Source organism: Mycobacterium sp. ACS1612 (genome assembly GCF_001667505.1).
Lineage (GTDB): Bacteria > Actinomycetota > Actinomycetes > Mycobacteriales > Mycobacteriaceae > Mycobacterium.
In genome coordinates this window covers 107,855-120,097 of the sequence record NZ_LZHZ01000048.1, presented here as the reverse complement: position 1 = coordinate 120,097, position 12,243 = coordinate 107,855, and the positions used below count along the sequence as shown (strand labels likewise).

General features: G+C 66.3%; 12 protein-coding genes. 8 read left to right on the top strand and 4 right to left on the bottom strand.

Annotation, left to right across the window (positions count from 1 at the left end; all coding sequences use genetic code 11):
* Positions 1-444: 444 nt before the first annotated feature.
* The gene (locus A5724_RS19205; protein WP_067805666.1) at positions 445-1,941 is read right to left on the bottom strand and encodes a potassium/proton antiporter; all 1,497 of its coding nucleotides are present in this window, start codon (positions 1,939-1,941) and stop codon (positions 445-447) included.
* 105 nt (positions 1,942-2,046) lie between these two features.
* Here A5724_RS19205 and A5724_RS19200 point away from each other — a divergent pair, with 105 nt between their 5' ends.
* The 8 genes from A5724_RS19200 to A5724_RS19165 all read left to right on the top strand — a co-directional run bounded on the left by A5724_RS19200 (position 2,047) and on the right by A5724_RS19165 (position 9,768).
* Entirely contained in the window at positions 2,047-2,706 is a 660-nt protein-coding gene (locus A5724_RS19200; RefSeq protein ID WP_067805664.1) for a TrkA family potassium uptake protein, read from the top strand.
* Positions 2,707-2,767: 61 nt separating this feature from the next.
* Positions 2,768-5,644 (top strand): Na+/H+ antiporter subunit A, encoded by a 2,877-nt coding sequence (locus tag A5724_RS19195; protein ID WP_067805422.1) that lies wholly within the window; start codon positions 2,768-2,770, stop codon positions 5,642-5,644.
* Positions 5,641-6,111 carry a Na(+)/H(+) antiporter subunit C gene (locus tag A5724_RS19190; protein WP_067805418.1) on the top strand — a complete coding sequence of 157 codons (471 nt, stop codon included), beginning with the start codon at positions 5,641-5,643 and terminating at the stop codon, positions 6,109-6,111. The genes A5724_RS19195 and A5724_RS19190 overlap by 4 nt, the downstream gene beginning before the upstream one ends.
* Positions 6,108-7,703 (top strand): Na+/H+ antiporter subunit D, encoded by a 1,596-nt coding sequence (locus tag A5724_RS19185; RefSeq protein ID WP_067805415.1) that lies wholly within the window; start codon positions 6,108-6,110, stop codon positions 7,701-7,703. Before A5724_RS19190 ends, A5724_RS19185 begins: the two co-directional genes overlap by 4 nt.
* Complete coding sequence (locus A5724_RS19180) at positions 7,700-8,233, top strand: Na+/H+ antiporter subunit E (protein ID WP_067805412.1); 534 nt, start codon at positions 7,700-7,702, stop codon at positions 8,231-8,233. Before A5724_RS19185 ends, A5724_RS19180 begins: the two co-directional genes overlap by 4 nt.
* A complete protein-coding gene (locus A5724_RS19175; RefSeq protein WP_067805409.1) occupies positions 8,230-8,517 on the top strand; it encodes a monovalent cation/H+ antiporter complex subunit F in 288 nt (95 codons plus the stop codon). Before A5724_RS19180 ends, A5724_RS19175 begins: the two co-directional genes overlap by 4 nt.
* Complete coding sequence (mnhG, locus tag A5724_RS19170; protein WP_067805406.1) at positions 8,514-8,876, top strand: monovalent cation/H(+) antiporter subunit G; 363 nt, start codon at positions 8,514-8,516, stop codon at positions 8,874-8,876. The genes A5724_RS19175 and mnhG overlap by 4 nt, the downstream gene beginning before the upstream one ends.
* Positions 8,863-9,768, top strand: a complete 906-nt coding sequence (locus tag A5724_RS19165; RefSeq protein WP_067805403.1) for an SAM-dependent methyltransferase — start codon at positions 8,863-8,865, stop codon at positions 9,766-9,768. Before mnhG ends, A5724_RS19165 begins: the two co-directional genes overlap by 14 nt.
* Here the strand turns inward: A5724_RS19165 and A5724_RS19160 are convergent, their stop codons facing one another.
* From A5724_RS19160 to A5724_RS19150, 3 genes are read right to left on the bottom strand one after another with little or no spacing between them, the layout of a single operon-like run.
* Positions 9,769-10,401, bottom strand: a complete 633-nt coding sequence (locus A5724_RS19160; protein ID WP_156752360.1) for an LON peptidase substrate-binding domain-containing protein — start codon at positions 10,399-10,401, stop codon at positions 9,769-9,771.
* Positions 10,402-10,403: 2 nt separating this feature from the next.
* The gene (locus A5724_RS19155) at positions 10,404-11,543 is read right to left on the bottom strand and encodes a glutamate--cysteine ligase (protein WP_067805400.1); all 1,140 of its coding nucleotides are present in this window, start codon (positions 11,541-11,543) and stop codon (positions 10,404-10,406) included.
* Complete coding sequence (locus tag A5724_RS19150; protein ID WP_067805397.1) at positions 11,524-12,234, bottom strand: superoxide dismutase family protein; 711 nt, start codon at positions 12,232-12,234, stop codon at positions 11,524-11,526. The genes A5724_RS19155 and A5724_RS19150 overlap by 20 nt, the downstream gene beginning before the upstream one ends.
* Between the last annotated feature and the right edge of the window lie 9 nt (positions 12,235-12,243).

The window sequence follows — 12,243 nt, the reverse complement described above, 5'->3', positions numbered from 1 at the left end:
TCTGTGCCGCGATAACTTACCTACTAGTAAGTTTTGGTCAAGCCCCGATTTCGACGCTTGTCACTTGTTGCCAGCGGACCATGACTGAGGAAGAAGTAGCTGTTAGAGCTGGTTTCCATGTGTGTCAGCAAACGGACACCGGCCGCCTCGACATAACTGGGCTTACGCCGGCCGACGGATGTCAACTTACCGGTGGGTCAGTTCAAGGACGCTTTGGTGCAGCAAACGATGCTGGTCACAACGCAATTTCGCAACGCCGCGTCGCGGTATTTCGCGTGGCGGACATGCCGCGTTGCGACCGGAACAGTAACCGACCGAGCAACGATGCTCACCGAGTTCACAGCTGGCGTTCAGGTTCGCCGAAGGAGACGTGGCTCACGTTCTGCCGCGGCTCGGCTGCGTATCACATTGTGAGATCGGATGGTATGAGAGACCGGACGAGGCTTACTCCGCCTCGCCGTACTCATCGAACCAATAGGCGAGCTTTCCGCGACGGCTGACCGCGCGCAGCCGCCGTTCGGCGTTCTCGCGCGTCTTGGTGGTGGTGACGATCAGGATCTCGTCGCCGGTCCGCAGGTGCGTGTCCGGTTGCGGCACGAACGAATGTCCGCCCCGGATGATCAGCGTGATGACGCTGGGGTCGGGTAGGCGCAACTCCAGCACGGTGACGTTGTGCAGCCGCGACTCGGGAAGCACCGTCATGGTGAGCAATTCGGCGCCGAGCACGTCGAGCGGCGCGGCCTCGACCTGGATCTCGCGGGCGGTGTCGCGGCGGACCAACCGCAACCGTTCCGCCACCAGAAGCAGGCTGGGCGCCTGCACCAAGGTGAACACCACAACGAGGATGAACACGATGGAGAGCAAGCGGTCGCTGCCGGGCACTCCTGCCACGATCGGGTAGGTGCAGAGCACGATCGGAACGGCACCGCGCAGCCCGGCCCAGGACAAGAACGCCTGTTCGCGCCACGGCACCCGAAAGCCGATCAGAGACACCACAACTGAGAGCGGCCGCCCGAGAAGCAGCAGAACCAGGCCGATGACGACGGCGGGGATCACCTGCTCGGCGAGCTCGCTCGGCGACACCAGCAGGCCGAGCAACACGAACAGTCCGATCTGCGCCAGCCAACCCGCGCCCTCCGCGAACGACCTGGTCGCCGAGCGGTGCGGCAACCCCGAGTTCGCGAGGACCAGCCCCGCCAGATACGCCGCGATGAAACCACTGGCGTGCGCAGAGCCAGCGGCGGCGAACGCGACCATGCCCAACCCGAAGATCGCGATCGGGTAGAGCCCCGAAGCGGGCAACGCGATGCGGCGCAGCGCGACCGCCCCGAGGAAGCCGAACCCGATGCCGATCACTGCGCCAATCGTCAACTCGTACAGCAGCGTTGCCGCGATTGTCCCGAGTTCCAGCTGAAACGGGATCGCGGCGAACAGCAGGACCAGGATGACGGCGGGAGCGTCGTTGAAACCCGACTCCGCTTCCAGCAGACCTGCCAGCCGCCTCGGCAGCGGAACCACCCGAAGCACCGAAAAGACTGCGGCGGCATCGGTACTGGACACGATCGCGCCAAGCAGCAGCGCCAACTGCCAGTCGATGCCAAGAAGGTAATGCGTTCCCACCGCGGTCACCGCGGTGCTGACGAGAACGCCGACGACCGCGAGAATGGTCGCGGGCGCAAGCACTTTGCGGATGTCGCCGAACCGAGTCGTCAGACCGCCCTCGACCAGAATCACTCCCAGCGCTGCCGTGCCCAGATCCTGGGCCAGTTGCGCGTTGTCGAACTGGATGCCCAGCACGCTTTCCCCGAGCACGACGCCGACCGCGAGGAACAGCAACAGGCTGGGAAAGCCGACTCTGGTCGCCAGCCGGGTCGCGATGATGCTGGCCAGCAGGACCAAGCCACCGGCGAGCAGGGCCAGATACAGCTGGTGCAGGGTGATGGCAACCTCCTCGAACTTCCCAGCGGCCACTGCGTCTGGACTTGTGTAGGTGCTAGTTAATCAGTACGAACGACTATGAGCGCGGTGCTCGGAGGGGACGGGGTCATGCGGATCGCGATCGGCGGAGCGGGTGCGGTCGGTCGGTCCGTCGCCCAGGAACTGGTCGAAAACGGGCACAAAGTGCTGTTGATCGAGCAGAAGTGGGCGCGCTACGAACCGTCCGCGGTGCCCGGCGCCGAGTGGTTTCTCGCCGACGCGTGCGAGTTGACGTCCCTGGAAGAGGCCGGTCTGCAGTTGTGCGACGTGGTGATCGCCGCAACCGGCGACGACAAGTCGAACATCACGATGTCGCTGCTGGCCAAGACCGAGTTCGGGGTCGCTAGGGTGGTCGCCCGCGTCAACGACTTCCGTAACGAGTGGCTGTTCACCGACGCGTGGGGCATCGACGTCGCGGTGTCCACGCCGGTCGCGATGGTCGCCGCGGTGGAGGGCGCCATCGACGTCGGCCACGTGGTCCGGCTGATGGGCCTGCGGAAGGGCGCCGCGAACCTGGCGCAGCTGACGCTGCCTGCCGACAACCCGCTGGTCGGTACCCGCGTCGGCGACCTCGCGGACCCCGCGAACAGCGCGCTCGTCACGGTGGTGCGCGGCGATCGCGTCATCCTTCCCACGCCCGAGGATGTCCTCGAAGAGGGCGATGAGATGTTGTTCGTCGCGAACGACGAGGTCGAAGCCAAGATAAGGGCGATCGTGCACGGCCCGTAGACTGGGACCAATCCAAAGTCAGTAAAACCAAGGCTGACACCCCGACAGAATTCGGAGTGCCATGCTCGCCGTCCTCTTCGCCCACGCGGTTGCGACCGGCTTGGCACCGCTGCTCGTCTACCGATGGGGTCGGCTCGCGTTCTATCCCCTGGCTCTGGTGCCGCTGGGTTCCCTGTTCTGGGTGGTGGCGAACTGGCCCACCCCCGGCGGAACGACGGTCAACGTCTCATGGCTGCCCGAGTTGTCGATGGACATCACCCTTCGCTTCGATTCGCTCGCCGCGATCATGAGCGTGCTGGTGCTCGGGATCGGCGCGCTGGTGCTCTTCTACTGCACCGACTACTTCCATCACCATGACGGGCACACCGAGAAGCGGTTGCCCAGCTTCGCCGCCGAACTCGTCGCGTTCTCGGGCGCCATGTTCGGGCTGGTCTGCAGCGACAACATGCTGGTGCTCTACGTGTTCTGGGAACTCACCACGGTGTTGTCGTTCCTGCTCGTCGGCCACTACGCCGAACGCGCCACCAGTCGAAGGGCCGCTACCCAAGCCCTTTTGGTGACCACGTTCGGCGGACTGGCGATGCTCGTCGGCATCGTCGTGCTCGGTAATGCGTCCGGCACCTACCTGTTGTCCGAACTGCTCGCCGCACCGCCGACAGGTGTCGCGGCGTCGATCGGCATAGTGCTGGTTTTGGTCGGCGCGCTGTCGAAGTCCGCGATCGTCCCGATGCACTTCTGGCTGCCCGGCGCGATGGCCGCGCCGACACCGGTCAGCGCGTACCTGCACGCCGCCGCGATGGTCAAGGCCGGCGTTTACCTGGTGGCGCGGATGAGCCCCGGTTTCGCCGACTCGCCGCCGTGGCGGCCGACCGTGGTAACGCTCGGTGTGCTCACCATGCTGCTCGCCGGTTGGCGTGCGGTCCGCGAATACGACCTGAAGCTGATTCTGGCGTTCGGTACGGTCAGCCAGCTGGGCTTGATCACCGTGATGGTCGGTGCGGGCGGCGGGGATCTGATGTTGGCCGGATTGGCCATGCTGTGCGCGCACGCCATGTTCAAGGCGGCGCTGTTCATGGTCGTCGGCATCATCGACCACGCCACCGGCACCCGCGACATCCGCAGGCTCGCGTGGCTCGGTCAGCGCAGTCCCCAGCTGCTGATCATCGCCGTTGGCGCGACCGCGAGCATGGCCGCGCTTCCGCCGTTCCTCGGCTTCGTCGCCAAGGAGGCCGACTTCGAAACCGTCGCGCACGCGCCGTCGCTGGGTGGCGCGGCGCCGTACGTCCTTGCGGGCATCGTGCTTGGCTCGGTGTTCACCACCATCTACAGCCTTCGGTTCCTGATGGGTGCGTTCGCCAGAAAGGGTCGGGCAGAACCCAGCAGGCTGGTCGCCGAAATGCACCGTCCCGCAACGACCTTCCTGATATCTCCGGCCATCCTGGCCGCTGCTGGATTGGTGTTCGGGGTGTGGCCCGCCGGCCTGGACCGCGTTCTGGACACCTACGCCGACACCGTTCCCGGCAGCGACCGGTACAGCCTCGCGCTGTGGCACGGCTTCGGCATGCCTGTGCTGTTGTCCGTGTTGGTGCTGGTGGCCGGCACCGCCGCGTACTTCGGCCGGGCCAGGTTGCGGCGGCTTCGCACGATCAAGAAACCGCTCGGCAACGCCGACCACATCTACGACGCCGCGCTTCGCCTGCTGGATCTGGGGTCGGTGCGGCTCACCGGCTTCATCCAGCGGGGTTCGATACCGACCATCCAGTCGACGATCCTGTGCACGCTGGTGGTGGTGCCGGTGGTCGCGCTCGCTGTCGGCGCCCGCGACCGGCCCGAGTTCGCGTTGTGGGACTCGCCGCTGCAGGTTGTGGTGGGGCTGCTGATGCTGTCGGCGGCGTTGGGTGCGACCGTGATGCGCAACCGGTTGGCTTCCGTGCTGCTGGTCGGTGTCACCGGCTACGGCTGCGGCGTGATCTTCGCCTTCCACGGCGCGCCAGATCTGGCGCTCACCCAATTCCTGGTCGAGACACTGACTTTGGTGATCTTCGTGCTGGTGCTTCGCACGCTGCCCGCTGAGGCAGACAGGGAGAACATCAAGCGGTTACGGCTACCGCGCGCAGTGCTCGCGCTTGCGGTGGGCGCCACCGTCACCTCGCTGGCCGCGTACGCGATGGCCGCGCGCACCGGCACCCCGATCGCCTCCTTGCTGCCCGACGCGGCGTACTTCCGCGGACACGGCGCCAACACGGTCAACGTGCTGTTGGTCGACATCCGGGCCTGGGACACCCTTGGCGAGGTGTCGGTGCTGCTGGTCGCGGCCACCGGTGTTGCGTCACTGGTGTTCCGGCACAGGCGTTTCGGCGCTCCCCCACGCGTTTCGGATGCGGGTCAGCCCGACATCGGCCAGCTACCGGAGTTCGCGATCAGCCCGGCTGCGGGCGATGTCACCTGGCTGCGTGGCAGCGAGTTGCGCGATCCGCGGCACCGGTCGCTGGTGCTCGAGGTCGCCACCCGGATCATCTTCCCGCTCATCATGGTGTTGTCCGCATACTTCTTCTTCGCCGGGCACAACACCCCCGGCGGTGGCTTCGCGGGCGGGCTGACTGCGGGCCTCGCGCTGGTACTGCGCTACCTGGCGGGCGGACGTTACGAACTCGGCGAGACGCTTCCGTTGGATGCGGGCAAGATCCTCGGCGTCGGCCTCGGCCTGTCGGCCGGCACCGCGGTGGCCTCGTTGCTCGTCGGCGCGCCCGCGTTGTCGTCGGCCCTGATCCAGATCGACGTGCCGGTGCTTGGCACCGTCAAGTTCGTCACGGCGTTGTTCTTCGACCTGGGCGTGTACATGATCGTCGTCGGACTGGTGCTCGACGTGCTGCGCAGCCTTGGTGCGCGGGTCGACGTGGAAATCAGCGAGCGTGCCGCGGCGGTGGCGTCCCGATGATCACATATCTGGTGCCCCTCGTCCTGATCGGCGGACTCACCAGCGTCGGGGTCTACCTGCTTCTGGAGCGGACCCTGACTCGAATGTTGTTGGGACTGCTGCTGATCGGCAACGCCATCAACCTGTTGATCCTGAGCGTCGGCGGTGCCTCAGGCAATCCGCCTATCAGAGGCCGCGTCAGTGACGGCGAGACGACCACCGCGGATCCGTTGGCGCAGGGCATGATCCTGACAGCCATCGTGATTTCGATGGGCATCGCCGCCTTCGTGCTGGCCCTGAGCTACCGCTCCTATCGGTTGAACACGGTCGAGGAAGTCGACGTCGATCCGGAAGATGCGCGGGTTTCGCAACTCGCCGAGTCGGACGGGGCGCCGCTTGCCGACGACCGCCCCGAGCCCGACCGCGCCATCGATACCGACGCGCCCGACGAACTCGACGCGTTGCCGGGACACGAGGGGTCGCGATGACCGCCGCCGCGCTGATGCCGCTTCCGGTGCTGATCCCGATGGTTGGCGCGGCGGCGACGCTTTTCGCGGGGCGCAGGCCGCGTCTGCAGCGACTGATCACCCTTGTCGCGCTGTGCGTGGTGACGGTGGTATGTGCGATGCTGCTGCACCTCGCCGATCGCGACGGAACGCTGGTGCTGCACATCGGAGGCTGGGGCCCGACGGAGGCCGGGTTGGGCCCGCTGGGGATCAGCCTGGTGGTCGACCGGTTGTCGGCGCTGATGCTGGTGGTGTCGTCGATCGTGTTGCTCGCCGTGGTGTTCTACGCCATCGGGCAGGGCATCCGTGACGGCGATGACCGGCAACCGGTTTCGATCTTTCTGCCCACCTATCTGGTGCTGTCGGCGGGCGTGTGCACCGCATTCCTGGCGGGCGACCTGTTCAATCTGTTCGTCGGCTTCGAAGTGCTGCTGTCCGCGAGCTTCGTGCTGTTGACCATCGGCGCGAGCAAGGACCGCGTCCGGGCGGGCATCGCGTACGTGATGGTGTCGATGGTGTCGTCGCTGGTGTTCCTGTTCGGCATCGCACTCGTCTACGCCGCGACCGGGACGCTGAACCTGGCCGAGCTGGCGGTCCGGCTCGACGGAGTGGCGGCGGGCACCAGGACAGCGTTGTTCGCGGTGCTGCTCGTCGCGTTCGGCATCAAGGCCGCGGTGTTTCCGCTGTCGAGCTGGCTGCCGGACTCCTACCCCACTGCACCCGCACCAGTCACCGCGGTGTTCGCCGGCCTGCTGACGAAAGTCGGTGTATACGCGATCATCCGGGCGCACTCGCTGCTGTTCCCCAGCGGCGGGCTCGATCCGTTGCTGTTGGTGGCCGCGCTGCTCACCATGGTGGTCGGCATCCTGGGTGCGATCGCGCAGAGCGACATCAAACGTCTGCTGTCCTTCACGCTCATCAGCCACATCGGCTACATGGTGTTCGGCATCGCGCTGTCCAGTCAGCTCGGCATGTCAGGTGCCATCTACTACGTGGCGCACCACATCGTGGTGCAGACGACGCTGTTCCTGGTGGTCGGCCTGATCGAGCGGCAGGCGGGCGCGTCGACGATGCAGCGGCTCGGCGGGCTGGCTGCCGTCAGCCCGCTGCTGGCGTTCCTGTTCGTCGTTCCTGCACTGAATCTCGGTGGCATTCCCCCGTTTTCCGGGTTCATCGGCAAGGTGGCGCTGCTGGAGGCGGGCGCGCAGAGCGGCTCCGTGCTCGCCTGGGTCCTGGTGGGCGGCAGCGTCGTGACGAGCTTGTTGACGTTGTATGTGGTGGCCCGGGTGTGGACCAAGGCATTTTGGCGATCACGTGAAGACGCGCCGGAGGGTCAGCTGTCCGCGGCGTCGCCTTCGGTGCTCCTCGACGAACCGGAGGACATCGAGTTCGTCGACCGCGATCACGTCGGCCGGATGCCGGTCGGCATGGTGTTGCCGACCGGGGCGCTGATCGCCGTCGGTCTGACACTCACAGTGCTTGCCGGGCCGATCTTCTCCTACAGCGGCCGCGCCGCCGGCGAGGTGCTCGATCGCGATCACTACATCAGCGCGGTGCTGAGGAGCGCAGAATGAGGAGTATCGCGCTGCGGGCATGGGTGTTGATCTGGCTGATGCTGGTGTGGATCCTGTTGTGGGGCACGTTCTCTGCGGCGAACATCGTGTCGGGTTTGGCCGTCGCATTAGGCATCACGTTGCTGCTGCCGCTGCCCGTGGTGCCCGTCGAGGGCAGGCTGCATCCGGTGTCGTTGCTGCGGTTGATCGCCCTGGTGGCGTGGCATCTGGTGGTGTCGTCGATGCAGTTGGCGTGGCTCGCGCTCAAGCCTGGGCCGCCGCCGCTGAGCGCGGTGTTGCGCGCACACGTGGCGGTCAAATCGGATCTTGTGCTGGCATTGGCGGTCAACATGATCAACCTGACCCCGGGCACCATCGTGCTGGAGATCGACCAGGTTCGGCGAATGATCTATGTGCACGTGATCGACGTCGGATCCGAGCGCGCGGTAGCCAGGTTCTACCGCCAGATCGCGCAGATCGAGCGGATGCTGGTTGCGGCCTTCGAGCGCGACGAGGATTGGCGGCCTGTGGCGGAGGGGGAGCGCGCATGAACACCGTTTGGGTCATTGCCGCGGTGATGCTGACCGCTGCCGCCGCCCTCACCATGTACCGGTTGCTCGCAGGCCCCAGCACACTGGACCGCCTCGTCGCACTTGACGCCCTCGTCGCGGTGGCGATGTGCGCGATCGGCACCTGGGCCGCCTACAGCCTGGACACCACGGTGACCTACGGCCTGGCCGCTCTGGCGTTGATCAGCTTCGTCGGCTCGGTCAGCGTGGCACGATTCCGCGTGCCCGACATCAAAAAGCCCAGAGCGCCAAGGGGTTTGCGATGAACACAGTGGACGTACTGACCGCCGTGCTGGTGCTCGGCGGGTCGACCCTGGCCTTGACGGCGGCCATCGGGGTGGTCCGCTTCCCCGACACGCTGACGCGTATGCACGCCGCGACCAAGCCTCAGGTGCTCGGTCTGCTGCTGGTGTTGACAGGCGCCGCGATCCGACTGCGCGGCCACGCCGACGTCGGCATGGTGATCCTCACCGGCATGTTCACATTGATCACCGCTCCGGTGATCGCCAACCGGGTGGGCCAACTGGCCTACCGCGAGCAGAACATTCGCGACGACCTGTTGACCAAGGACGAGATGCTTGAGTTCGTCCGGGAAAGGGAATCCCGTGGCAATGGCGAGAACTGACGACGACAGTTGGGACATCACCGAAGGTGTGGGCGCGACCGCGCTCGGTGTTGCATGGTCGCGGGCACAGGAGGCGACATCGAGCTGCCCGCTGTTCACCGACCCGTATGCCCAGATGTTCGTCGATGCAGCGGTCGCAAAAGGCTGGCAACTGCCGCCCAGTTCGATGCTCGAGCGCATCCGGTCGATCGGCGACTACGCCGCGTCGCGGACCAAGTGGTTCGACGAGTTCTTCATCGCCGCAGGCGCCTACGGTATCGACCAGGCAGTCATCCTCGCCGCGGGCCTCGACGCGCGGGGATGGCGATTGCCGTGGGTCGCCGACACCGTGCTCTACGAGATCGACCAACCCAAGGTGCTCGCGTTCAAGGCCGACACGTTGGCCCTCAACGACGCCAAGCCCAGCGTGTCGCGCTACGTCGCGCTGCCGGTGGACCTGCGGCAGGACTGGCCGAAAGCGTTGCGGGACGCCGGATTCGACGTCACGGTGCCCACCGCATGGGCGGCCGAGGGGCTGCTGCCCTACTTGCCCGCCGCAGGCCAGGACCTGCTGTTCGAACGGATCCACGAACTCAGCGCCAGGGGTAGCCGCGTCGCCGTCGAGTCGTTTGGCCGCGGCTTCTTCGACCGCGACTACCTGGCCGCCCGTCGGGAACAGATGCGCCGGTTACGCGAAGAGGCCGGTGAGGCCGAAGGCTCCGAGCCCGACGTCCAGGATCTGTGGTACATCGAGGACCGCACGGATGTAGCCGATTGGCTCATTGAGTGCGGCTGGGAGGTTTCCACGGTCGAGGCGGGCGATCTGATGACCCGGTACGGCCGCTGCGGACCGGATCAGGACGAAGCCACCATTCCGCGCAGCGTGTTCATCGAGGGCCATCGGCTCGGCTGACTACTCCGACAGCTGGAACTCGACCATCGCCGTGACGGTGTCAACGGCGTCGCGAAGCGCCACCACGCGCTCGGCGACGGTGGGTGCGGCCAGCACGGCATAGCGGTCGGCCTGCCCCATCGGCACGCGGGAAGCCAACGCGTACAACCACATTGCGGTGTCTCCCGAGTCGTCGGCGCCGGCCACGATGTCCCTCGGATCGACTTCGGCGCCGCGGGCCCGCGCTATCCGCTCAAACAGCGAGACCATCCGGTCCTCGATGTCGCGGATCGCGTCGACGTCGACGGGCGGGCCGGGCTGATCGGGCCAGAACTCCACGGCCGCCCGGGGATACGGATTGTCGGGATGCCACTCGAGGACGCGGATCCGCTCGGCCATCAGGCAGCCCAGCCGGTAGCGGCCGTCGCCGAAATCGGCGCATTCGGTGATGTGGGCCATCGCGCCGACATCGCTGCGAGTGTCGCCGCCGCCGACTTCGCGGCCCGCCGAGATCAAAACAACGCCGAACGATGGGTCGTCGGTGCCGAGGCAATCCGAAACCATTGCGGTATAGCGTGGTTCGAAGATCCGCAGCGGCAGCTCCTCGCCGGGCAGCATGGCCACCTCCAGCGGGAACATCGGCGTGACGAGCACGGCTAGATGTCCAGCTCCGCGACCAGAGAGTCGACCACCGCGCGCAGATCGCCGTCGTGCTCTTCGGCGACGCGGCGCTGACGCTGATACGAACCACCGGAGTGGTAGATGTCGGACACCCTGGCGAGTTCGTCGGCGCACTTCAACGATTTGGCCACCGGCTCGAGGCGGTTGAGCAGTTCGTCGAGATCCTCGGTCACCAGGCGCTCATTGCTATCGGCGTCCTGGATGATGACGGCGTCCAGGCCGTAACGCGCCGCGCGCCACTTGTTCTCCTGCACATGCCACGGCGGCATGGTGGGAAGGCGCTCGCCGGCGTCTAGACGGTGATCGAGGTCGACGATCAGGCAGTGCGTCAACGCGACCAGCGCCGAGAGTTCGCGAATGTTGGACACCCCGTCGAATATCCGCACCTCGACCGTGCCCTTGTGCGGCGATGGCCGGATGTCCCAGCGGATTTCGTTCATATGGTCGATGATGCCGGTCTTCTTCTGGTCGTAGACGAACCCTTCCCACTCCGCCCAGGTCTGGAAATGGAACGGCAGACCGGCGGTGGGCAACTGCTGGAACATCATCGCGCGATTGGAGGCGTAGCCGGTGTCCTCACCGTCCCAGAACGGTGACGAGGCCGACAGCGCCAGCAGATGCGGGTAGTGGTTGAGCAACGACGTGTTGATGGCCATCACCTTGTGCGCCGACGAGATGCCCACATGTACATGCACACCCCAGATCAGCATCTGGCGGCCCCACCACTGCGTGCGCTTGATCAGTTCGGCGTAGCGCGGTGCGTCGGTGAGGCTGCCGGGCGACCACTTCGCGAACGGATGGGTGCCCGCGCAGAACAATTCCATGCCGCGGCCGCGGACGATCTTGCGTGCGGTCTGCAACGTCGACCGCAGATCGTCCATCGCCTCGGGCACGGAATCGCAGATGCCCGTGACCACCTCGACGGTGTTGCGCAGCAGTTCCTTGTGGACATGCGGATTGTTCTCGCCGAGTTCGACGATCACCTCCGCGGCCTCATTACTGACATCGCGGGTCTCGGCGTCGACCAATGCGAACTCCCACTCGACGCCGAGAGTCGGCCGGGGCGAGCCGGCGAAATCTATGTGGCCGGGGTGGCTAGCCGGTGCCGATGACACCGCAAGCCACGCGCTTTCCGGCGTCGCCGGTGGCCATGGTGGTCTCGTCTGGCGGCGGCGCGCCGTTCACCTGCTGGTAGCGCTCCGCCGGGATGTTGGCGAAGTTGTCCGCCTTCTCGTGGATGATGATCGCGGTCTTCGCGCCGCCGAGCAGATCCTCCGCGGTGAACGCGTCGGTCGTCGTCACCAACTTCGCGGTGCCGTCCCCGCGAACCTGAAGCGACGTCAGGTCACCGCTCGCGGGATGGCCGGTGTGCCCCGCCTTCTGGAAATGTCCACCGGCGGAGTTGAAGTCACCGGGCGCACCGCCGGTCGGCGCAACGGAGTTGGCTTCGCACTTGCCGACCGAGTGGATGTGCAGACCGTGGAAGCCCGGGGCCAGCTTGCCCGGCGTGGTGGTCTCGACCGTAATGGTCGCGAAGCCGCCCGCGAACTCGATGCCGGCGGTGGCGACCGTCGTGCCGTCGGCCGTCTTCAGCTGCGCGGTGAGCTTCTCACCGCTGGCGGCGGCCTGCCCCTGGGCGCCCTGTCCGCCCTCGGCCTCAGTGGGCGATACGGAGGGCGATGGCGAACCGGTCCACACCGACGGTGTAGTGCCGGGTTGAGTGGCGATGGGTTCGTTCGGGCTGCACGCGGTCAGTGCGACGAGGGGAACGGCGAAGAAGGCAGCGGCAGCGACGGTCTTCAGCATGCGCAAGAG